Raw genomic sequence first — 22,376 nt, 5'->3', positions numbered from 1 at the left:
TAGTAATTATAATATAAAAATAAACAGAATAATAGAACTTTCTGATTATGTAACACAAAAACTGCAGCTATATTAATAGCTGCAGCTAGAAAAAAATATTTTGTTGTAGTACAGTTTGATTAAAGTCTATGTTCAAAAAGGAGGATGAAAATTTCACCAGACATTTTGAACGTCTTCTTAAGGTATTTTTTCAAGTAGGAGTCTTTACACGTTTTAACGTATCAGGTATTCCAGTTATCTTGCAGGATGGTCACATTCGTCACAGATATTGCCGTAGCAATCAGCTTTTTCATGTACCATGTCTTCACCACATTGTGAACATTTCTTTTTAGGCATATTTCTGAAAAACTCAATTACACTGATCATGTGTATCCTCCTCTTAGAATGGCTTATTTGATGTTACTAACATTGTATTATAACAGCATGTAAATTGTCAATACTGTTTTACAACATTTTTATAAAATAGGAGTGATTTATTATGAAATTGACTGTCATTGGATTCTGGGGAGGTTATCCTGCAAGGGATGGAGCCACTTCTTCCTATTTGATTGAAAAGAATAACTTCTCTTTACTCATCGATGCGGGAAGTGGGTCGTTATCCAAATTACAAAAATACAAAGAACTTGCCGAGCTGGATGCTGTCGTAGTTTCCCATTATCATCATGATCATGTGGCAGACATTGGCGTGCTTCAATATGCCAAACTTATTGAGTACTATGTAAAAGGTTCTGAAAAAGTCCTGCCGATATATGGCCATACGAAGGACGAAAAGGAATTTGAAACATTGAACCACCAGTATACAAAGGCGCTACCTTATAACCCGGAACAGGAGTTGCAAGTAGGTCCCTTTACTATCCAATTTCTTGAAACGGTTCATCCAGTTCCATGTTATGGTATGCGAATCACAGACGGAGAAAGTGTTATTGTCTATACAGCAGATACGAGCTATAAGGATGAATGGAGCAGGTTTGCTGAAAATGCGAACCTATTGATTACGGACTGTAACTATTATGCTGGTCAGGACGGCTCCAATGCTGGCCATATGAACAGTGAAGAAGGAGCAAAGATAGCTCGGGATGCAGGGGTAGAGACCTTGATTCTTAGCCACTTGCCACAATATGGTGAGCTTGATCAATTGGCTGAAGAAGCAGCAGAATACTTTAAGGGTACGATCAGATTGGCTCAAGAGGGACTTGTTTGGGAGAACTAGTCCGATTAAGCTATTTCCTTTGATAACTTTGATTTTTTGCATTAAACTTATTCTGTAGGAAGATAGATTAAGGGAGGATCCATTATAATGAAGTTTATTGACAATAAAGGTATCACAGATCCAATGGTAAATCTGGCTATCGAAGAATATATTCTAGAAAATTTTGGTGAAAAAGATACATATTTATTATTCTATATTAATAAACCGTCTATTATCATTGGTCGGAATCAAAATACGGTCGAAGAGATCAATACAGATTATGTAGATGAAAAGGGAATTAAAGTAGTACGTCGTCTATCAGGTGGCGGTGCAGTCTACCATGATGAGCAAAATCTTAACTTCAGTTTTATTACAAAAGATGACGGCAACAGCTTCCAGAACTTTGCCAAGTTTACACAGCCTATGGTTGATGCCATGAATAAACTGGGAGTACCTGCCGAGATGCAGGGAAGAAACGATCTTGCTGTTCAAGGACGCAAGATTTCCGGTAATGCAATGTTCTCTACTAAAGGTCGTATGTTCAGCCATGGTACACTGATGTTTAATTCCGAACTGGAAGAACTGACAAAAGCTTTGAAAGTCAAGAAAATCAAGATTGAATCAAAAGGAATTAAATCGATTCGCAGTCGTGTGGCGAATATTTCTGAATTTTTTGAAGAAAAAATTACGATGGAACAGTTTAAAGAAATAATCCTGAAACATGTATTCGATGTGGAGGATTTAAAAGATGTTCCAGAATATGTATTGACAGATGATGACTGGGAGAAAATCCATAAAATTTCTAAAAACCGTTATCAGAATTGGGAATGGAATTTTGGTAAATCGCCAGCATTCAACGTACAGGAAACACATAAATTTGATGCAGGTCTAGTAGATGTTCGGCTAGACGTTAAAAAAGGAATAATCGAGAACTGCAAAATCTATGGTGACTTCTTTGGGATTGGTAATGTTAATGAGCTTGAAAACAGGTTAATAGGTGTCCGTCACCAACGTAAAGCAATTGAAGATGTACTGGAAGATTTTGATGTTTCACATTACCTTGGCAGAATTTCAAAAGAAGATTTTATCAATCTTTTGTATTAACCATCGGGGGCCCACTAGTAGTGGGCTTTTCATTTGGTTAGAAAGTCGCTTGTTGTATCATTTCTGAAAAATAGGATGAAAATCAATCTTAAATCATTGATAGCTGAGGCCAAGCGTTCGCCAAATTAATAATAAACGAAATGTTAATTTTTTCTAAAAATTTTGTTTAAATGTACCATTTTACCTAGTAATGTGCTAAATTTGTACGTAAGCCACTTTCTTTTTGTTTTTCTTTGGGAGGAAGATTAACATTGATGAAAAATTATTATTTTACTTCGCATGAAATAACACCTTTCACAATGGCGGTTATCGCAGATTGTGATGTGAATGGGGATCAGGTAACCCGTGTTCTGGAGGAAGATGCAGAATATGTTCTGGATGGAAACCCAACAAAAGTTATTGATGATGCCTGCCGATTTTTCGGGGCGAGCCTTAAGGGCAGGCAGGATGGAACAAAAGACATCAGCGGTATCACACATAAAGCTCCCATCTCCATTGACCCCTCAAGTGGAATGTACTTTTTTCCAACTACTTCACCAACAAGTCATAAATGTTCCTGGATTGCGCATTCACATATCGATAAAGTCGGAAGAGCACCAGACCAGCAGACAGAAGTTCTATTTAAAAATGGCAGGAGAGTTATCGTTGATATCTCGTATGGCTCCATGCTTAATCAGCTGCAGCGGACGGCACAGTTCCGGTACTTATTAGATAATCGGATTAGGTTTTTGCACCAGCATCTGCCTGTTGATATGGTTGCTGAGCCTTCCACATAAGCTCCTGTACAATGGCTTCCACCTTTTTACGGATAGCAGGATTAAAGTAATTTCGCTTCTCTTCCCTGCCCTGACAGATAAAGAGAAAAGATGAGAAAGAATCATTTTTATTCAATTGGACAATCTGCATGTTTTTTTCCCTCATCTTCCCTTTTAATTCCCTTCGTTCAAAGGACGCTTCCGATGCCATTTTCCCTAAAAGACTCATGTAAGGTTCTTTAATTTTAAATGCACCATTCTGAACATTACTGATATCCTGTCTGATGACGACCATTGCCATGGACAGGAATAGGAACCGTGAAGCCAATTCCAATTCTTCGTCTGTTAGATAGCGCATGATGATCACTCCTTTCGTAATAGAACGTTTGTTCCAGTATTTCTTATTATATGACAAAGTAAATAAAAATACACTAATAAAATATAATTGGAGAACAATAAAAAGAAAGTGGCCACTTAAATTGTTAAAATTATGTTATTTAGACCGATTACTTTAAAATATAAATAATAAGATCATAAAGCCGTTCACATATATGAGGAGAATTCATCTAAATGTATCTACTAAACATCACTTTTTTTAATTGGAGAACCATCCTTGAAGAAGAAGGAATGGAAGAGTTTATTCAGCAGCTATTGAACAAGTATGAAGGGCTCGGACCTTTGCCGGGCATTTTATTACCATTCATAGAAGCATTTCTGCCTTTTTTGCCATTAATCGTATTTGTTTTGGCAAATGCAGCGGCATACGGATTATTGGAAGGGTTTCTTTTTTCCTGGATTGGGGCAAGCAGTGGAGCAATTGTTGTGTTTTTGGTGATCCGTAAACTTGGTAACACAAAAATGCTTAAAAAGGTTCAAGGAAATAAGCAGGTGAAACGTATCACTGTGTGGGTGGAGCGTCATGGGTTTGGCCCTTTATTCCTGCTTCTGTGCTTTCCGTTCTCGCCATCTGCAATTATCAATGTTGTGGCGGGATTATCAAGAGTAAATACGTATCAATTCATTCTAGCCGTTTTGCTAGGTAAAACGGTGATGATTTTTTCGATAGCCTATATAGGGTCAAGCATAATGGAATTCGCAAAGAGTCCGCTTAAAACCATCTTGGTAGGAGTCGGTATCGTCCTTTTTTGGATGTTAGGAAAGTTTCTTGAAAAAAGATTGCAAAAAAAGGTAGTAAATAAGAACTATCCAAATATGAAGAAAGATTAAAACATCTTCCTCCTGGGTATTATAAGAGTAGATAACAGCCCTGGAGGAAGATACAATGAAAAAATATAATTATCGTAGACTTATCCCCATCGTCATACTTGCAGTTGTACTTGCGATAATATTACGCTCAACCATTTTTGCAAGTTATGTTGTTGACGGTGAATCTATGGAACCGACATTATATGATGGTAATTTGCTGATGGTAAATAAAATTGTTTACGATTTAAAAGGTGTCGATCGTTTTGATGTCATCGTTTTTCATGCAAATGAGGAGGATGATTATGTGAAGCGGGTAATCGGATTGCCTGGTGACCGGATTGAATACAAAAATGACCAATTGTATGTGAATGGTGACTATGTGAAGGAGGACTTTCTTGATGCATATGTACAAGCGAGCGATTCCAGGCCATTCACCAATAATTTCACATTGGAAGAAACAACGGGTGAAAATGTGGTGCCAGAAGGTAAGCTCTTTGTAATGGGCGATAACCGCCAAGATAGCCTGGACAGTAGATCATTCGGGTTTATTTCAACAGATCAGCTTGTAGGGAAAGTAGACGTTACGTATTGGCCACTATCACAGACAAAACTGAGTTTTGGCAAATAGCTATCTTTCAAATGGAGGATTTTACCAGACTTTTTGAACATCCTCTCTATAATAGAGCTTCTATCTTTGGTAAAATAGATAGAAGCTCTATTTTTTGGCAAGTAAAAAAATATAAACATTCTTACTTGCATACGTGCAACTAAGGCATCCGCCCAAAAGGCTTAGGTGCATGCCTAGTTTTCTAATAGAACACAAGATATGGGGGCTAAACAACAATGGGACTTCGATTTATTACGGGAAGATCAGGTACAGGAAAAAGTGGGCGAACTCTCGATGAAATAAAAGAAAAATTAATTCAAAACCCTCAAGGTTCACCGATTTTCTATATTGTGCCAGATCAAATGACATTCCAACAGGAATTCGCATTATTTAATGATGAGCATATAAAGGGAAGCATCAGAGCACAGGTGGTTAGTTTTTCTAGACTGGCGTGGAGGATATTGCAGGAGACTGGTGGAGGTACGAGACAGTTTATCAGTTCCGTTGGTATCCAGATGATGCTGCGAAAGATTATCGAAGAAAAGCAGGGAGATTGGCGAGTCTTCCAGAAGGCTGTGGAAAAACAAGGGTTTTTGAATCAGCTGGAGACAATGATGACAGAATTCAAACGTTATCAGGTTACACCTGACGTGCTTCGGTTGCAGATGGAGCATTTGAATCAATCTGTGCATAAATCGCCGGGTGAAACGGCATTGATGAATAAGCTTGATGATTTATTGTATATTTATGAAAAAATGGTGACAGTGCTGAAGGAAAACTACATTGATGCTGAAGATCAGCTTCAGTTGCTTGCAGAAAAAATAGGCGATTCTGCTCTACTGCAGGATGCGGATATTTACTTGGATGGATTTCACAGTTTCACGCCTAAAGAACTCATCGTTGTGGAAGCGCTGATGAATACGTGTCATTCAGTTACTGTGGCACTGACTCTGGACGATCCGGACGAAGAAATCTCGGAACTTGATCTATTTTATCAGACGACTGAAACCTACCATATTCTGAAACAAATTGCTAATGAAAATAGTGTCTCCATCCGTGACACAATTGTTCTTGAACCGGCTAGAGGGAGATTCCGCGATCGCCCATATTTCGCTCATTTGGAACAAAACTTTGATGTGAGACCATCTCCGGAATTTCAAGGGGAAGTACCGATTAAAATCGCTGAGGCGGTCCACCCGCGAGCAGAAGTTGAGGGTGCTGCCCAGGAAATTTTGCGAATGGTTAGAGAAGAACAGTACCGTTTTCAAGATATCGCTATCTTCATTAGGCAGACAGATGTGTATCATGACCTGATCCACACCATTTTTGATGACCATGATATTCCGGTATTTATTGATGAGAAGCGGACAATGCTTAATCATTCATTGATTGAGTTTATTCGGTCTGTATTGGACGTAGTGGAAGGGAACTGGCGCTATGACGCAGTTTTCCGCGTCCTGAAAACTGGTTTTATACCAGAAACAGACGAGATGGATCCTTTGACAAGTGATGCCATTGATGAATTGGAAAATTATGTACTTGAATACGGGGTCCGCTCCCGTGAACGATGGTTTGATGATGAAGAATGGAAGTTTCAAAGATTTAGAGGATTTGAAAATGCAGCCCAAACCAATTCCGAAAGAGAAACGCAGAAACGAATCAATAAATATCGTCGGCAGGTTACGAGAGCGTTAAAACCATTTGATGAGCAAATCAGAAATGCAACAACGATAAAACAATTATGTATCGCCGTGTATACGCTGCTTGAAAATTTGAATGTTCCACAGCGTCTGGAAAAAGTAAGAGAGCTCTATGATGACAACGGACAGGTTGAAAAAGGCAGAGAACAGGATCAAGTATGGAGTGCTGTTATCCAGCTGTTAGATGAAATGGTTGAAATGGCTGGGGAAGAAGAAATGAAATTATCAACTTTTCATTCCACATTGGATGCAGGATTTGAAACACTGAAATTTGCCCATGTCCCGCCGAGTATGGACCATGTCATTGTTGGAACGATTGACCGATCACGAATGAGTGGCGTCAAATGTGCCTTTTTACTTGGGGTCAATGATGGCATTTGGCCAATGAAGCCGCCTGCAGATGGTATGATCAATGAAGAGGAAAGGGAGATTCTCGCAGGAAATGGCATAAGGCTTGCAGACAGCGGGAAACGTCAGCTGCTGGATGATTGGTTTTATATGTACCTAGCATTCACAGTCGCAGAAGACAAATTGAGAATCAGTTATCCATTAAGTGATGAAGAAGGAAAGGCGAAAATGCCTTCACAGCTTATTAAGCGCGTGGAGAACTTATTTCCTGCCTGTAGTGACCATGTATTGCTCCAAGATCCGGATGAGCTTGTGGAAGCAGAGCGGTTCATCACGACACCAGTGAAAACGAGGTCTGCGCTGACCGCTCAATTGGCGAGAATCCGTAAAGGTTATCCGGTGAGAGCGGTTTGGTGGGAAGTATACAACTGGTATGTTGAAAACCAGCCGAAATACAGTACGACCTATACTATATTGCAAAGTCTGTATTATGAAAACAGGCCAATCAATCTGGCAACAAAAACGGTTGAGCAGCTTTATCCGCAACAAGTGAAAGCAAGTGTCAGCCGATTGGAATCCTATTATAAATGTTCGTATCAGCACTTTGCGAAATATAGTCTGAAATTGAATGAACGTCAAACGTATAAGCTTGATGCACCGGATATTGGGCAGCTTTTTCATGAAGCATTAAAAACAATTACAGAATGGATTCAGGTAGAAGGAAAAGATTTTGCACAGCTAAGCAAAAAGGATGCGAGTAACTATGCCCAAAAAGCGGTACATACGCTTGCGCCTGTTCTGCAGCACCAAATATTACGCAGTTCGAACCGATATAAGTATATCCAGCAGAAATTACAAGAGATTATTGCAAGAGCGACATTTATTTTAAGTGAACAGGCAAGGCAAAGCAATTTTTCGCCTGTTGGACTGGAGCTTGGTTTCGGTGAAAATGAACAACTGCCGCCATTAAGCATGCAGCTGCCAAATGGGTATGAGCTTTTATTGCGGGGAAGAATTGACCGCGTGGACAAGGCATTAATTGAGGACGCACTGTACTTGAGAATAATCGATTATAAATCAAGTGCCAGAGGCTTGAACTTAATTGAAGTCTATTACGGATTGGCACTTCAAATGCTGTCATACCTTGATGTAGTATTGACCCACTCAGAGCAATGGCTCGGTTCGAAAGCTTCACCAGCAGGGGTCCTTTATTTCCATGTTCACAACCCGATGATTTCAGGAAAGCGGAAAATGAGTGACGATGAAATCGAAGAGGAGCTTTTCAAAAAATATAAAATGCAAGGTCTCCTGTTATCCAATGAAGAAATCGTAAAAATGATGGATATATCGCTTGATACGGGTACAAGTCAAATTGTTCCAGCAGGACTCAAGAAAAATGGAGGGTTCAACAGCTATTCAAAAGTTGCTGATAATGAAACATTTGCAACACTGCAAAACCACATTCACAAATTAATCACGAATGCAGGTATTGATATGACAAATGGAGGAGTGCAACTGAATCCTTATCAGCATAAGCAGAATAATGCATGCACGTTCTGCCCGTTTCATTCTGTATGTCAGTTTGATCCAGTTTTAGAGGAAAACAACTATCGCAAACTGGCTGATATGAAGGATGATGACATTCTATCGAAACTTAGAGAGGAGGGCAATGCAGATGGTTAATTGGACAAAGGAACAGGAAGATGCGATTTATTCCGATGGCAGCGATATTCTCGTCGCAGCTGCAGCGGGGTCCGGAAAAACCGCAGTACTTGTAGAAAGAATTATCCAAAAGCTGTTATCGAATCAGAAACCGGTCGATATTGACTCATTGCTCGTCGTTACATTTACAAATGCTGCTGCACAGGAAATGCGAAATCGTGTAGGAGTTGCTCTAGAAAAAGCACTCGCAGAAAACCCAGCATCGATGCATTTGAAAAAACAGCTCTCATTATTGCAACGAGCATCGATTTCCACCTTGCACTCCTTCTGTCTTGATATAGTGAGAAAGTATGCATATATGATCGATATAGACCCATCTTTTCGAATTGCCAATGATATGGAAGGCGATTTAATAAAGCAGGAAGTACTAGACGATTTATTTGAAGAATGGTACGGAGATGAGACGGGAAACCAGGAGTCATTTTTTGCAGTAGTGGATCGTTTTTCCAATGATCGAAGTGACCTGGAAGTAGAGAATCTGATTATGGACTTATACACATTTGCAACACAAAATCCGTGGCCCGATCAATGGCTTGATCAGCTTGCTGAAGTGTATCAACTACCGGATGATTGGAAGGATACAGATTTACCATGGCTGACAATGATTAAGCAGGAAGTGAAAAACCAGTTTGAAGCGATCGAACAAGAGATGGAGCTCGCTCTGGCTATAACAAAGGAAAATGATGGTCCATACCATTACGCTGACACGATTGATTCGGATATGCTACTCCTGAGAAATGCACTTTCGCATATCGGCTCTTGGGATGAACTGCAATCTTATATGGTATCCAGTTCGTTTGGGAAACTTTCCGGGAAACGGGTGGATTGTGATGATTTAAAGAAAGAAAAGGTTAAAAACCTGAGGAAAAGTTACAAAGATCGCTGGGATGGCATGAAAAGTAAATGGTTCAACAGGAATTTGACGAGTCACATTGAAGATATGCAGGAAATGGCGCCAATCATTAAAAAACTAACAGAACTCGTTAAACAGTTTAAGGAGCGATTTACCGAGTATAAACGGGAAAAGGCACTTGTAGACTTTTCAGACTTAGAGCATTTGTGCCTGCAATTGCTTGTTGATGAGTCATCAACAAAAGACAATATCATTCCATCACCGGTAGCCATGCAGTTTAAAAAGCAGTTCAGTGAAGTATTGGTTGACGAGTATCAGGATACAAATCTTGTTCAAGAAACGATTCTTACATTAATCAGTGACAGAACAGGTGCAGGAAACATGTTCATGGTAGGGGACGTTAAACAGAGTATTTACCGTTTCCGACATGCAGAACCAACACTTTTCATTGACAAATATAAACGTTTTGCAAATAACGATGAAATTGCAAAACGAATAGATCTCGCGCGTAATTTCCGAAGCAGGGAGCAGGTTCTCACTGGTGCCAATTACATTTTTAGGCAGATTCTCGACGAAGAGCTTGGAGAAATTGACTATGATTCAGATGCTGAGTTGATTTATGGCAATAAGATGTATGATGAGATGCCTTACGATAAGCCATATCCTGAACTTCTCATTATCGATCGGGAAGCAGCCGAGGAGAAGGAAGATACATCCACCGGAGAAGAGAATTTTCAGGATTTGGAAAAAGCACAGCTTGAAGCACGGGCATATGCTGAAAAAATAAAAACATGGATCGGGCTTGGGGAAGGAAACGTTCCAATGAAGATTGTGGACAAGGAAACCCAGGGCCAGCGTGACTTGCAATACCGTGACATTGTCATCCTGATGCGTTCCATGACATGGGCAGCAACGATTGCCGATGAACTGAAAAAACAGGGAATTCCCGTCTATGCCGAGCTTTCAACCGGATATTTTGAAGCAATCGAAGTAAAGGTAATGATCAGTCTTCTTAAGGTGATCGATAATCCTAGACAAGATATTCCACTGGCATCTGTATTAAAATCTCCAATTGTCGGTTTAAATGAGGATGAGCTTGCTTCCATACGTCTGGCAGATAAGCAGCATTCATTTTACGAGGCAGCCGTGACGTATGAACAACTAAATTCAGACAGTACCGCAGAAAAGTTGAAACAGTTTCTTGAACAGCTCGGGCAATTTCGAATGGCATCCAGACAAGGTGCACTATCGGAGTTAATCTGGGATATTTACAGGGAAACAGGCTATTATGATTTTGTCGGTGGAATGCCGGGTGGACGTCAGCGGCAGGCTAATTTGCGTGCCCTCTATGATCGCGCCCGCGGCTATGAGACAACATCGTTTCGGGGACTATTCCGCTTTCTTCGGTTTATTGAAAGAATGGAGGAGCGGGGGGACGATTTAGGTTCTGCGAGAGCGCTAAGTGAGCAGGAAGACGTAGTCCGGATTATGACCATCCATAAAAGTAAAGGACTTGAATTCCCGGTCGTTATTATGGGAGCGATGGATAAGCAATTCAATCAACAGGACCTGAGACAGAAGTATTTGCTGCATAAAGACATGGGCTTTGCCAGTAAATATATTGATCCGATTAAACGTATCACCTATCCGACATTATTTTACCATGCCCTTCAGCAAGAAAAGTTAAGAGAGCTTCTCGCTGAGGAAATGCGGGTATTGTATGTGGCATTGACGAGGGCGAAAGAAAAGCTGATTATGGTTGGAACGGTAGCTTCTTTAGAGAAAAAGCTGCAAAAGTGGCAGAAAATGATTGACCATTCCGAATGGGTTCTTCCCGCTCATTTCCGAATGGAGTCGAAAACATATTTGGATTGGGTTGGCCCTGCGCTTATCCGTCACAAGGAGGCAAAAGGGCTTCGAACGGAAGAAATAGGTGATGCGGTAATGAATGAGATCCAGGCTGACCCATCCAGATGGGAAGTCTCCATTATTCATGCCAGTGAACTTACAAATCTGGAAGAAACAACACAGGAAATGAACATGCAGTTGAAGGAAAAAATTATAAATTGGCAACCGGTGGAAGTGGAAGATGAAGAACTTCAGGAATTCGTTGGAAAACGGTTATCTTACCATTACCCATATAATCAAGCAGCGAGTTCCAGAGCAAAACAGACTGTCACGGAATTAAAGCGTCAGCGTGAAATCAAGGATGAATATAGTGATGACCAACTTGTTCAATCGTTTAAAGCTCCCATTGTCAAGCGGCCTAATTTCATGCAGACAGAGAAAAAGGTTACGCCAGCGGAGAAAGGGACAGCCATGCATACTGTCATGCAGCATTTGCCGATGGATAAACCTTTAACGAAACAGGAAATTGAAGAATACGTGGAAGTTCTTGCAGATAAAGAAATTTTGACGAGAGTGGAAGCAGATATCGTAAACAGTGAAGCGATTGAGCAGTTTTTCCATAGTGATATTGCCAAGTTAATCATGGAGAGTTCCACCATCTATCGTGAAGTACCTTTCAGTTTAACGTTGCCTGCAAGTAAAGTATATGCCAATTGGAAAAGTGAGACAGATGAACAAGTTCTCATTCAAGGTGTAATCGATTGTCTTATACCGAAAGATGATGGGTGGATTATTCTCGACTATAAGACCGATACCATTGCCAAGGACGTTACAGAGAGTGTTCGCACACAACTCGTAACTAGATACGAAACACAAATGTCTCTATACAGACAGGCTTTAGAAGAAATATGGAAACAACCTGTAAAAGAGACCTATCTATATTTCTTCTCCAAACAATTATTGCTTAAAGTTCCGTCAGCCTGATAATATAATGAATAACCAGCTTTCTAATCGAAGAGCTGGTTATTTATTGTCTTAGGGTGTTTTTTACAGTTCACTTCATAATTTTTCTTGTTCTTGTTACTATAGGGAAACAAACTCCAAAAAATAATCACCAAAAATGTAAAATATAACGATATATATTGGCTGATTTTGGGAAGGAGAGAAATCGTGAATATTGAAGTAACACCGACAAATGAGAATAAGAGACTTGTCTGGATTGATGCAGCAAGAGGGTTTGCTGTGTTTGGTATTTTCATTGTTAATATTACAGCTTTTTCAGCTCCTTATTTTATACATGGAGGAGCGTTGGAAGCATGGAATTCCCCTGTTGATCGCTTTACTCAAGCTTTTATGGATATCTTCTTCCAAGCGAGCTTCTATACGCTATTTTCGATATTATTCGGTTTTGGAATTCAACTACTCAAAGACCGGCTTGTCGAACGAAAGATAGATGTTTATTCTTTCTTGGTCAGAAGACTGATCATTCTTATAGGTTTTGGAATGGTACATGCGTTTGTCATCTGGCATGGAGACATTTTATTATCATATGGACTGATTGGTTTGCTATTGCTGCTGTTTCTAAAGCTACGTGATTCGTATCTCCTAATTTGGGGTGCATTGTTTCTCGTGGGAAGTGTTGGCTTGCTGTCTCTTGCAATGTACCACACACGTCATTACTTGGGTGGATATAATGAGGCGATTATTGCACAGGCCATGGAAAATTATCAAAGCACTAGTATGCTCGTCATTTGGTCACAAAATTACAGTGATTGGACGTATGCCAACAGTGGGCTGGGATACTTGTTTCTGACTGCTGTATTGCTTCCTTTATTTTTATTCGGTATGTATATTGCACGTAAACGCTGGCTACATGAGCCTGAAAAACATCAAGCAGTATTAAAGAAAGTTTGGGTGGTTTCTCTTATCGTATTTCTTACTTTTAAATGGGGGCCTTATTTATTTGGCAATCCAATCTGGTTCTCCTATATGCAGGATAATATTGGTGGTACTGCCTCTGCACTTTTTTATATTGTTTCGATTACATTTCTTGCAAAAAGCGGGATGGGATCAAAGCTGATTCGGCCGTTTATCCCTGTAGGAAGAATGGCATTGACGAATTATCTCTTGCAATCTGTTATTAGCTTTATCCTTTTCTATGGCGTTGGTTTTGGTTTGTATGGATCCATCCGACCGGCAACAGGAATTGCTCTTGCAGTAGTTATTTTTACTGTACAGGTATTTTTTAGCAAATGGTGGTTTACCAGATTTCGGTTCGGACCAGTGGAATGGATATGGAGGAGCCTAACATATAACAAGATGCAGCCTTTCCGTAAAAAAACTCTACAAAGGAGTGGGCACGAATGAATGGATGGGGGGAGGAGAGAAATTGTGAAGGGAGGTATCGTTCCTAAGTAAAGTATCCATATATAGTGGTCAGGAATATAGGTAATTTTTTCTTTACATATGGGTGGTTAAGTATGAATAATTTTTTATTACATGTTATGATACGTATAGACAATTTTTAACAGATAGGTCATATATAAAACTTATCTACAACTTAGACTGGCACACTAGCTGGTGTTTCGAAACAAATTATATGAATCATTGAAAAAAAGGGGGGGCTACATAGATGACACATATGCACATAACGGCTTGGGTTTTGGGGTTTATTCTGTTTATAGTTGCAATCGTGATGCAAAGGCAGGGAAAAGCGAAGCCGGCAAAGATCATACATATGATACTGCGTCTTGTTTACTTGTTTACACTTTATACAGGAATAGACTTGCTCTGGGATTACATTCAAAACAGTGGCATGCCGATTCTTGCTGAAGCTATCACAAAAGGTCTTGTAGGTATCTGGATCATTGCTGCTATGGAAATGATTCTTGTCAAAATGGGCAAGGGCAAGCCGACGAAAGGTCTTTGGGTTCAGTTTTGGATTGCGTTAGTTATCGTATTGGTGCTCGGGTTTGTCCGCTTGCCAATGGGTATTCATTTATAATATGGTGATAGGATTGCCTCAGAACACGAGGCAGTCTTTTTTTTTCTAGCCTACGCGTGACGATAGTCCAGGAGGGTTTCAGGCTGAATTATCAGCCAGAGGATAAATAGCAGAAGGGATGTGCCGGCCGAGGTCCGAACCGTACAACATCTCCAATGGATCGTTGCAGTTTTCACTCCTCGGACTTTGCTCAACATGTGAAGTCTTTTCAACAATACGGACTTTGACATTGACTATTCGTGCTAATCGTTAATAATTAAATGAGAGTGATTACATAGATTGGTGGAGGATATATATGAAAAGAACAGCTTTTATGCTTATTGCAATTTTATCGATGGCTTTTACATCGTTTCTTCCTACCGTATCCGCAAACAGTGAGCGGGCACTGAAGGAAGAAATTATATATAATATCATGGTGGATAGGTACAATAATGGAGATTCGCGTATAGATGTGGCAGTAGATACAGATAATCCATATGCATATCATGGTGGCGACATACAAGGTATAATAACCAAGCTTGATTCGTTGCAGGAAATAGGAGTCACAACGATTTCATTATCTCCTTTGATGGCAAATGCTGATAACGGTTACCATGGATACTGGATCGAAGATTTTTATAGTATGGAAGAACAGTTTGGGACAATGGAAGATTTGCATACGTTGGTGGAAGAAGCACATCATCGAGATATGAAAGTAGTGATGGAATTTGTAACCAATTATGTTGCGGATACCCATCCGATAGCTGAAAATCCTGAAACAGAGGACTGGATTATGGAACAGGAAATTACAGATCCGGCATGGACTGAAAATACGGTTCAGTTGAATGTTGATCATCCGGAAGTAGAGGCCTATCTAATAGACGTCGCCCAATACTGGATGAATGAGATCAATTTAGATGGATTCACACTTCACGCCGTGGATCAGTCGACGATTGATTTTCTAAGGAATTTCACTAGCCATATAAAAGGTATCAACCCGGAATTTTACTTGCTTGGAGATTTCCTTGTTACGGATGAAAATAGTGAAGAGCTATTGGCAGAAACAGAATTGGATGCTTTTGAAAGTATGACATTAAGTGAGTCCATGACAGAGGTTTTTGCAGCGCCTGATAATTCTGTATCGGAAATTTATGAAACGTGGTTAACTCTATCCAATCAAAGCGGCTTATTATATATGGATGATTTCTACACACCACGGTTCACTCAGACATACTCCGAAAATCAGAGGAATTCTCTCACTACATGGACCTTGGCATTGACCTACATGTACACGACACCTGGAACACCAGTACTCACACAAGGTTCGGAACTACCGATGTATGGGGCTACCCCTGAGGAAGTCCAGCGGCTTGTACTATTTAATAGTGGTGAACCGGAATTAAAGGAATTCCATAATCGTATTTCATCATTAAGAACGCAATTTCCTGTCTTGCAGCACGGTGATTTTAACTTAGTCGGCTCATCTGGAGCTATGAGTGTATTTAAGCGTACATTGGATGATGAGACGATGTATATTGCCATTAATAATGGAAGTGAGTCAGCCTATGTTGACATTAGCGATATCGAGTCAGGAATGCAGTTGAGAGGCTATCTTGGGGATAATCTTGTAAGGGAAAATGCAAATGGCGATTATAGAATAGGATTACCTCGTGAATCTGCGGAAGTATACACCATACAGGAGGATGGAGGTCTAAACTGGCTCTTTATCGGATTTGTAAGTACTGTCTTCATTCTATTTATCGGTGGAATCATTTACCTGAGTAGGAAACAGAAGGAACGAAATATGCAATAAAACAAGGAGGCTCTCCGACAATCGGAGAGTCTTCTTGTTTTTACAGATAGGAATCCAACATGGCATCGGGGGTTGGACTGTCACCGAAGACTTGGTGACAGACAGCCAATGTTCATAAATGATTATCCATTAACAATAGTTCCTCCATTGACATGGATTACCTGTCCTGTGACATAGCTCGAATCTTCACTGGCAAGATAGACATATGCTGGTCCTAATTCCGCTGGCTGACCAGGTCGTTTCATTGGAGAATTGGCTCCAAATTCATCAACTTTTTCTTTATCGAAAGAAGCTGGAATCAATGGGGTCCAGATTGGTCCTGGTGCTACACCATTAACACGAATTCCTTTTTCCACAAGTTCACCGGAAAGGGATCTTGTAAATGAAGTGATGGCACCTTTCGTGGAAGAATAATCAATTAGCTGTGGATTACCCTTATATGCTGTGATGGAAGTGGTATTTATAATGCTGCTTCCTTCCTTCAAGTTTGGCAATACTGCCTTCGTTAGGTAGAACATGCTGAAAATATTCGTCCGGAATGTCTTTTCCAATTGTTCGCTCGTTATATCCATGAAGCTGTCCTGTGGGTGCTGTTCTCCCGCGTTATTCACGAGAATATCCACTTTTCCAAATGTATCAAGAACTTCTGTAACAGCTGCTTCACAGAAGGGTTGATTTCCGATATCACCATTGATCAAAATGCATTTTCGTCCTTCATTTTCTACAAGCCTCTTCGTCTCATTTGCATCGTCATGTTCATCCAAGTAAAGAATGGCAATGTCAGCACCTTCCTTGGCGAAATGAAGACTGACAGATCTTCCTATTCCACTGTCACCACCAGTAATGATAGCGACTTTATCTGTTAATTTAGCACTGCCCTTATAGCTTTTACGAATATACGTAGGTTCAGGAATCATTTTTGATTCAATTCCAGGCTGTTTATGTTGTGCTTGTGCTGGTGGTGTCTGTGTACCATTGGAATTTTCCATCTCCATAAAATTACCTCCTCGAAGATTGTTTAGTAACAATGTACCCGAATTATAGAAAATCAATCACCGAGGAACAAAAGGCAAAAAAGAAAAAGCCCTCATTCAGGACTTTTCCAATAGAGAAGATTCATGAGCGGACACGGCACCTTTTTCATGAAGACAGCTGTAAATGTTTTGATATGTTTTTATATCGATTTCTCCGTTTATATATTTCTTTTGATAATAATCCAATAGATTGTCAATGGTTTGTGGTGCAAATTTGTGCTCCATTTCAAAGGCGTCCAATAGTTCATTAAGCATAGAAAACCTCCATCATAAGTTTAATAGTAGCTATATAATCATATGATGGAGGAGGAATATTCATTCAATTTTTCTAATAACGATGTTTTTGTGGCGGTAAATCGACTGTCTTTACAATGCTATTGCTATCAAGGTTGTAGATGCTGTATTGATTATTGGAAAACGTATAGATAGAATCTCCAATGGATACAATGCGCTTGATTTCTGATTCGAAATCAGGATAATCCTGTTGACTTGTAGGCTGATGTGAAATGGTGTCATATAGGTTAATCCCGTTTTCGGTCGTAATATCGTAAAGGAAGGCACCTTCATACACAAAGGATTGATCTTCATAGGTGGCATCTCCCTGCGTTACGATTTTAGTTTCGTATAATACAGCCGGAAAACCGAAAAGATTACTGTCAGGATGCTTGAACAATACTTTATGGTTATAGTTCAGTTCACTGTAGGACCCAGCCCTGCCAATTATCTCATTGTCTTTTTCAACTGGGTTTGCAGGATCACTAACATCAAAAAGTGAAATTTTTAATCCGTCAGTACGTACTTGGGGTTCCGTACGATTTCCATTCTGGATGAGTTTCGTATTCTGTCCGAATCCGATAACATGGTTTTCGTCCAGTGGATGTAAATAATTACTGAACCCGGGAATTTTCAATTCTCCTAGCACAGTCGGTTTTTCCGGGTCTTCCAGATCGATGACAAATAATGGATCAATCTGTTCAAAGGTAACCATATATGCGACATTATCCATAAATCGAACGCTGAAAATCTGTTCGCCTTCAGCAAGATTTTCCACAGAACCGAGTGGATGGAGATCTAAATCATAGGTATATAAGTTATTCGTCGAAGGGACATCAGAATTCCACATTCCTCCCTTGGTTGTGGCCACCCGGAATGTTTCGTTTCTTTCGTCCATTGCAAATTGATTGATCAATGAGCCGTTAACAATTACCGATTTATGGTATTCAATATTCCCGTTGTCTATATGAAACTGGAAAATTTCAGTATCCACTTCCATTGGTTCTGCAATCATAATCTCGGCAGAGCCATTCGTACTGTTGGTTGAATGAGAACTGGCCTCGTTATATTTATTCATTGCAAGATATAAATGGTTTGGGGACATATATACATGGTTGGATGCACCTAAATATGTCTTGATGTCGGCTTCTTTTTCCATATCAGTTAGATCGATGGAAGCGAGGATAAGATAATTTGTGTCACTGCTGTCAGGAAAAAAGTACATATCCTCATAGGACACGGATTCTCCTGATTCACTTTTGGCAGTATCCTTCTTAAATGGCCTCATATCCATTTCTGAATCCTCCATAATTCGGTAGTGAGGATATTGATTGGCAATCAAATAAAGATGATTTCCAAACAGTCTGGAAGCAGTCAAATCACCTTCGATCGATACTTCCCTGATTTTTACCGGCTTCGTTTTGTCAGAAAGATCATAGATTCTTGCCGATAGGTTCTGCGAAATAGGAGGGTAAATCTCAATATCCAACCCTTCAGCCTCGTCTGAGTCGCTGGACTGTTCCATCTCTCTTAGGGTTTCATAGCTATAGCCTAAACTGATAAGAAGATTATCCTTCAAATAAATTTCCATTGTGTGAAAATTATCTTCTTCAATTTTACCAATCACCTGACTATTCGGTTCCTGGGAAGAAACGATGATAATATCATTGTCGCGCGAAAAGTATATAAACTCTCCATCCGTTTTTATTGTATTTCCTTCATCAATGCCTGACACTTGATTGTTCGTACCTGAAAAGCCATTGCTGCCCTCACCAACAGCTGAATCTGATGTAGTTAAAGACATATCGGATGATTCTTCTTGGACGTCGAACAGGCGGAATGATTTGTCTGTAGTTTCTGTACGTTCCTTCATTAACGTAAGCAGCTGTTCATGGTTTTCGATGCGTTGCAAATCAGAGACAGCGACGAAAGAATGGCTGAATGGATTGGAAAGATGTTTTCCATTTTTCGTCTGGACGTTTTCTGATATGTTAATGCTGTATTTCTCATTTGCGTTATAACCGTTTTCAGGAGCTTTTATCGTCAAAATCGTATTGGTTTCATTCCAAACCATGGCTGCAGCAATGGTTTTTCCATTCTCATCAACTACGGATACATTCGCTGCTGTAAACGAATGGGGATCCATTTCTTCCGGGAAATGAACTGTCCATTCCTTAAATGTGGAAGCATAGCTGGAAGCAGACATTATTTCAGGTTTCAGATTATTTGCTACTGATATCGTTACCAAAGTACTTAAGGATAATAAAACGACGATTGCAATCCAAATAAAAATTAATCTTTTTTTCAATACGTACACCTCACTTCAAAATATAATTGTTTAATCACTTAGACGAGAATGAAATGAAATTGTTACACATTTGAAATGAAAATGTTGGAAAAAATAAAAAGGTTATGGAGTTCATGTTTCGGGGAACCGAATATCGTACTGGATTTATCACGATCAGGATTAATTGCAATAGAAAAATTGGTTGTCACAAGTCTTAAGATGAAAGCCTTAGTTGTACTTATTGTTTTCTTAACTACTAAAAAAAGCCTGTCCCATATGAAGTAGGATAACAGGCTTAAATTATTATTTTATTGGTTTATTCGAGAAGAATAAAGCAATCGTTCCGGGACCAGCATGGGAGCCTACAGTTGCCCCGACCATATCAATGATGATATCATCCTGATTGACACCAAATTTCTCGCTAATCATGGAAGCAAGAAGTTCTGCTTTTTCGGGAGCATCACCATGACTGATCCCAATCGTCTGATTTTTAAAATCAGTGCCGCGTTCTTCCATAACCTCAACCATACGCTGTAATACTTTCTTTGCGCCGCGTATTTTTTCCAGTGGAATCAGTTTGCCGTCCTCCACATGGAGCAAAGGTTTAATTTTCAGCAATGTACCAACAAATGCCGCTGTTTTGCTGACGCGTCCTCCACGATATAAGTATTCGAGGTCATCAACGGTAAAAATATGTTCCATATGCGCTGCCTGATAGGTGGCTGCTTCCATGACTTCCTCAACAGATGCCCCATTTTTGGCAAGTTTTGCAGCGTGAATGGCAACAAGACCACAACCAATGGATGCGCATTTTGAGTCGATAATATGAATGGGGGCATCAGGATAAGTCTCTAAAACATCCTGTAACATCATTTTGGCAGTCTGGTATGTTCCTGAAAGTTCTGATGAAAAAGCAATGTAAATGAGCGGTTCGTTTGCTTTTGCATATTTAGTGAAAACAGCTTCAAATAGTTGAGGAGATACTTGAGACGTTTTCGGTGACTGACCATCTCTCATGGAATCGTACACTGTTTTTGGATCGATTGTTTGTCCATCCTGATAGTCTTTACCATCCAAACGAACAGTTAATGGTACCATTTCAATGTTATATTCGTTATAATATTTCTTTGACAAATCACTTGCACTATCAGCAAGAATTTTAATAGTCATTTTATCACCTGCATTCTAATTTACTTTATTATATTCAGTTTAAAGGTAATTAGAATTTTAGTCAAAGTAATAGTTAGAATAGTAAAAATGTGTAAAGGAGGTATTTTCCATGTTTATGATGGAAGCAAAACGAATCATCGTTGTCATTCTGGGTGCGTTGTTAAATGCAATTTCCCTTAATTTCTTTCTGATTGGGGCGAATGTGTATGCCAGTGGTTTCACAGGGGCAGCACAGCTTATGGCCAGTGTGTTCAACGACTTCATCGGATTTAATATTAGTACAGGAATATTATTGCTCCTGCTGAATATTCCTGTTTTATTAATAGGTTGGTACAAAGTAGGGAAAGGTTTTACGATATACAGTATTATTTCCGTATTCTTCACTTCACTATTTTTGCAAATTATTCCGGTAATAGCTCTTTCAAATGATATTATGCTTAATGCTGTGTTTGGTGGGGTAATCGCTGGAGTGGCTGTAGGACTGTCACTGAAAATCGGTGCATCCACAGGGGGGATGGATATTGTGGCTATGATTTTATCCCGTCTTAATGATAAGCCAATTGGGAACTACTTTTTAATTATGAATGCAGTGATCATCGTGCTTGCCGGTGTCTTTTATGAACCGGAAAATGCGCTCTATACGATGCTAACGCTGTATGTATCGACCCGTGTGATTGATGCCATTCATACAAGACATGAGAAAGTTACTGCCATGATTGTTACATTAAAAGCAGATGAATTACAACAAGCTATTCACAAAAAAATGGTGCGTGGAATAACAATTCTGCCTGCGAAGGGAGCATATACGAAAGCGGATAAGAACTTAATGTATCTTGTTATTACGCGCTACGAACTTTATGATTTGGAGAAAATCATCCATGAAATTGATCCGAATGCATTCACCAATATAATTGAGACAGCTGGTGTATATGGATTTTTCAGACGTGACTGATAAGGAGAGAAAACAAATGAAATATATGATGATGATAGTAGTGCTACTATTCATGCTCGCTGCCTGTGGAGATAACGATAGGAACAACAACAGTCCTGCAGTAGATAATAACGATAATGTAGGTACAGAGAATGCTGCTTCGGTTATGTTTCAGAACATTGATGTAAAGGTGGAGGGCGCAGAATTCCTTTTAACTGGTGAAGCATCCACTACTACAGATCAGTTTTTTTATGTGATCGATCAAGGTGACGATGTTTTAATGGAAGAAAAGAATATCCCACTGAATGAAGTGGCACCAGGAGGCTGGGTGAAATTTGAAATTAATGAAAAACTGCCAGTCATTATCGAAGGGAAAGAAGATACCCCAATCATCACGCTCTATGGAAAAGATGAAAATAATCAAATGGTAAACCCAAATTATATACCAATCGATATCGGCGAATAGGTGCCTGTCACTCCCTGATTTTTGTCGAAAAAGGTTATAAAAAAAGGGACAGAATGAATTTTCCATTCTGTCCCTTTTTAAGATGCC

18 protein-coding genes are annotated in these 22,376 nt (G+C 39.6%); 12 read left to right on the top strand and 6 right to left on the bottom strand.

Going from position 1 to position 22,376, the window contains the following annotated elements; genetic code table 11:
* Positions 1-234: 234 nt before the first annotated feature.
* Positions 235-366 (bottom strand): protein YhfH, encoded by a 132-nt coding sequence (gene yhfH, locus MN204_RS05940; protein WP_249870152.1) that lies wholly within the window; start codon positions 364-366, stop codon positions 235-237.
* 112 nt (positions 367-478) lie between these two features.
* Between yhfH and MN204_RS05935 the strand changes: the two genes are divergently transcribed.
* The 3 genes from MN204_RS05935 to MN204_RS05925 all read left to right on the top strand — a co-directional run bounded on the left by MN204_RS05935 (position 479) and on the right by MN204_RS05925 (position 3,069).
* Entirely contained in the window at positions 479-1,210 is a 732-nt protein-coding gene (locus tag MN204_RS05935) for an MBL fold metallo-hydrolase (protein ID WP_249870151.1), read from the top strand.
* 87 nt (positions 1,211-1,297) lie between these two features.
* A complete protein-coding gene (gene lplA / locus MN204_RS05930; protein ID WP_249870150.1) occupies positions 1,298-2,293 on the top strand; it encodes a lipoate--protein ligase in 996 nt (331 codons plus the stop codon).
* A 254-nt stretch (positions 2,294-2,547) separates the two neighbouring features.
* A complete protein-coding gene (locus tag MN204_RS05925; RefSeq protein WP_249870254.1) occupies positions 2,548-3,069 on the top strand; it encodes a competence protein ComK in 522 nt (173 codons plus the stop codon).
* On the opposite strand, the gene MN204_RS05920 is transcribed toward MN204_RS05925, so the two are convergent.
* On the bottom strand, positions 3,014-3,406 hold the full coding sequence (locus MN204_RS05920; protein ID WP_249870149.1) for a YhjD family protein: 393 nt from the start codon (positions 3,404-3,406) through the stop codon (positions 3,014-3,016). The two genes, MN204_RS05925 and MN204_RS05920, sit on opposite strands and share 56 nt — an antisense overlap.
* Before the next feature lie 212 nt (positions 3,407-3,618).
* Between MN204_RS05920 and MN204_RS05915 the strand changes: the two genes are divergently transcribed.
* The 7 genes from MN204_RS05915 (at position 3,619) to MN204_RS05885 (ending at position 16,128) form a co-directional block, all read left to right on the top strand.
* Positions 3,619-4,275 (top strand): TVP38/TMEM64 family protein, encoded by a 657-nt coding sequence (locus MN204_RS05915; RefSeq protein WP_249870148.1) that lies wholly within the window; start codon positions 3,619-3,621, stop codon positions 4,273-4,275.
* Positions 4,276-4,330: 55 nt separating this feature from the next.
* A complete protein-coding gene (gene lepB, locus MN204_RS05910; RefSeq protein ID WP_249870147.1) occupies positions 4,331-4,882 on the top strand; it encodes a signal peptidase I in 552 nt (183 codons plus the stop codon).
* A 215-nt stretch (positions 4,883-5,097) separates the two neighbouring features.
* Positions 5,098-8,592 carry a helicase-exonuclease AddAB subunit AddB gene (gene addB, locus MN204_RS05905; RefSeq protein WP_249870146.1) on the top strand — a complete coding sequence of 1,165 codons (3,495 nt, stop codon included), beginning with the start codon at positions 5,098-5,100 and terminating at the stop codon, positions 8,590-8,592.
* A complete protein-coding gene (gene addA / locus MN204_RS05900; protein ID WP_249870145.1) occupies positions 8,585-12,316 on the top strand; it encodes a helicase-exonuclease AddAB subunit AddA in 3,732 nt (1,243 codons plus the stop codon). Before addB ends, addA begins: the two co-directional genes overlap by 8 nt.
* Before the next feature lie 186 nt (positions 12,317-12,502).
* Positions 12,503-13,699 (top strand): DUF418 domain-containing protein, encoded by a 1,197-nt coding sequence (locus MN204_RS05895; protein WP_249870144.1) that lies wholly within the window; start codon positions 12,503-12,505, stop codon positions 13,697-13,699.
* A 265-nt stretch (positions 13,700-13,964) separates the two neighbouring features.
* Positions 13,965-14,336, top strand: a complete 372-nt coding sequence (locus MN204_RS05890; protein ID WP_249870143.1) for a YisL family protein — start codon at positions 13,965-13,967, stop codon at positions 14,334-14,336.
* Positions 14,337-14,631: 295 nt separating this feature from the next.
* Positions 14,632-16,128, top strand: a complete 1,497-nt coding sequence (locus MN204_RS05885) for an alpha-amylase family glycosyl hydrolase (protein WP_249870142.1) — start codon at positions 14,632-14,634, stop codon at positions 16,126-16,128.
* Positions 16,129-16,250: 122 nt separating this feature from the next.
* On the opposite strand, the gene MN204_RS05880 is transcribed toward MN204_RS05885, so the two are convergent.
* From MN204_RS05880 to MN204_RS05865, 4 genes are all read right to left on the bottom strand, one after another.
* Positions 16,251-17,123 carry an SDR family oxidoreductase gene (locus tag MN204_RS05880; protein WP_249870141.1) on the bottom strand — a complete coding sequence of 291 codons (873 nt, stop codon included), beginning with the start codon at positions 17,121-17,123 and terminating at the stop codon, positions 16,251-16,253.
* Between the two features lie 96 nt (positions 17,124-17,219).
* Entirely contained in the window at positions 17,220-17,417 is a 198-nt protein-coding gene (gene yppF, locus MN204_RS05875) for a YppF family protein (RefSeq protein WP_249870140.1), read from the bottom strand.
* 73 nt (positions 17,418-17,490) lie between these two features.
* Positions 17,491-19,743: a beta-propeller domain-containing protein gene (locus MN204_RS05870; protein ID WP_249870139.1), complete on the bottom strand. Its 2,253-nt coding sequence runs from the start codon at positions 19,741-19,743 to the stop codon at positions 17,491-17,493.
* Positions 19,744-20,025: 282 nt separating this feature from the next.
* Positions 20,026-20,892: a DegV family protein gene (locus MN204_RS05865; protein WP_249870138.1), complete on the bottom strand. Its 867-nt coding sequence runs from the start codon at positions 20,890-20,892 to the stop codon at positions 20,026-20,028.
* A gap of 109 nt (positions 20,893-21,001) precedes the next feature.
* On the opposite strand from MN204_RS05865, the gene MN204_RS05860 reads away from it, so the two are divergent.
* Both MN204_RS05860 and MN204_RS05855 read left to right on the top strand, forming a co-directional pair.
* On the top strand, positions 21,002-21,844 hold the full coding sequence (locus tag MN204_RS05860; protein ID WP_249870137.1) for a YitT family protein: 843 nt from the start codon (positions 21,002-21,004) through the stop codon (positions 21,842-21,844).
* A gap of 16 nt (positions 21,845-21,860) precedes the next feature.
* On the top strand, positions 21,861-22,289 hold the full coding sequence (locus MN204_RS05855; protein ID WP_249870136.1) for a hypothetical protein: 429 nt from the start codon (positions 21,861-21,863) through the stop codon (positions 22,287-22,289).
* Positions 22,290-22,376 lie beyond the last annotated feature (87 nt).

The sequence above is a fragment of the Oceanobacillus saliphilus genome (assembly GCF_023522835.1).
Lineage (GTDB): Bacteria > Bacillota > Bacilli > Bacillales > Amphibacillaceae > Oceanobacillus > Oceanobacillus saliphilus.
Note: the sequence above shows the minus strand (reverse complement) of the source record. Positions and strands in the feature narration are given on the sequence as shown.

Bases quoted from the DNA above. Each gene is read 5' to 3' on its own strand.
- yhfH (WP_249870152.1), bottom strand. From the start codon at position 366: ATGATCAGTGTAATTGAGTTTTTCAGAAATATGCCTAAAAAGAAATGT.
- MN204_RS05935 (WP_249870151.1), top strand. From the start codon at position 479: ATGAAATTGACTGTCATTGGATTCTGGGGAGGTTATCCTGCAAGGGAT.
- lplA (WP_249870150.1), top strand. From the start codon at position 1,298: ATGAAGTTTATTGACAATAAAGGTATCACAGATCCAATGGTAAATCTG.
- MN204_RS05925 (WP_249870254.1), top strand. From the start codon at position 2,548: ATGAAAAATTATTATTTTACTTCGCATGAAATAACACCTTTCACAATG.
- MN204_RS05920 (WP_249870149.1), bottom strand. From the start codon at position 3,406: ATGCGCTATCTAACAGACGAAGAATTGGAATTGGCTTCACGGTTCCTA.
- MN204_RS05915 (WP_249870148.1), top strand. From the start codon at position 3,619: ATGTATCTACTAAACATCACTTTTTTTAATTGGAGAACCATCCTTGAA.
- lepB (WP_249870147.1), top strand. From the start codon at position 4,331: ATGAAAAAATATAATTATCGTAGACTTATCCCCATCGTCATACTTGCA.
- addB (WP_249870146.1), top strand. From the start codon at position 5,098: ATGGGACTTCGATTTATTACGGGAAGATCAGGTACAGGAAAAAGTGGG.
- addA (WP_249870145.1), top strand. From the start codon at position 8,585: ATGGTTAATTGGACAAAGGAACAGGAAGATGCGATTTATTCCGATGGC.
- MN204_RS05890 (WP_249870143.1), top strand. From the start codon at position 13,965: ATGACACATATGCACATAACGGCTTGGGTTTTGGGGTTTATTCTGTTT.
- MN204_RS05885 (WP_249870142.1), top strand. From the start codon at position 14,632: ATGAAAAGAACAGCTTTTATGCTTATTGCAATTTTATCGATGGCTTTT.
- MN204_RS05880 (WP_249870141.1), bottom strand. From the start codon at position 17,123: ATGGAGATGGAAAATTCCAATGGTACACAGACACCACCAGCACAAGCA.
- yppF (WP_249870140.1), bottom strand. From the start codon at position 17,417: ATGCTTAATGAACTATTGGACGCCTTTGAAATGGAGCACAAATTTGCA.
- MN204_RS05865 (WP_249870138.1), bottom strand. From the start codon at position 20,892: ATGACTATTAAAATTCTTGCTGATAGTGCAAGTGATTTGTCAAAGAAA.
- MN204_RS05860 (WP_249870137.1), top strand. From the start codon at position 21,002: ATGTTTATGATGGAAGCAAAACGAATCATCGTTGTCATTCTGGGTGCG.
- MN204_RS05855 (WP_249870136.1), top strand. From the start codon at position 21,861: ATGAAATATATGATGATGATAGTAGTGCTACTATTCATGCTCGCTGCC.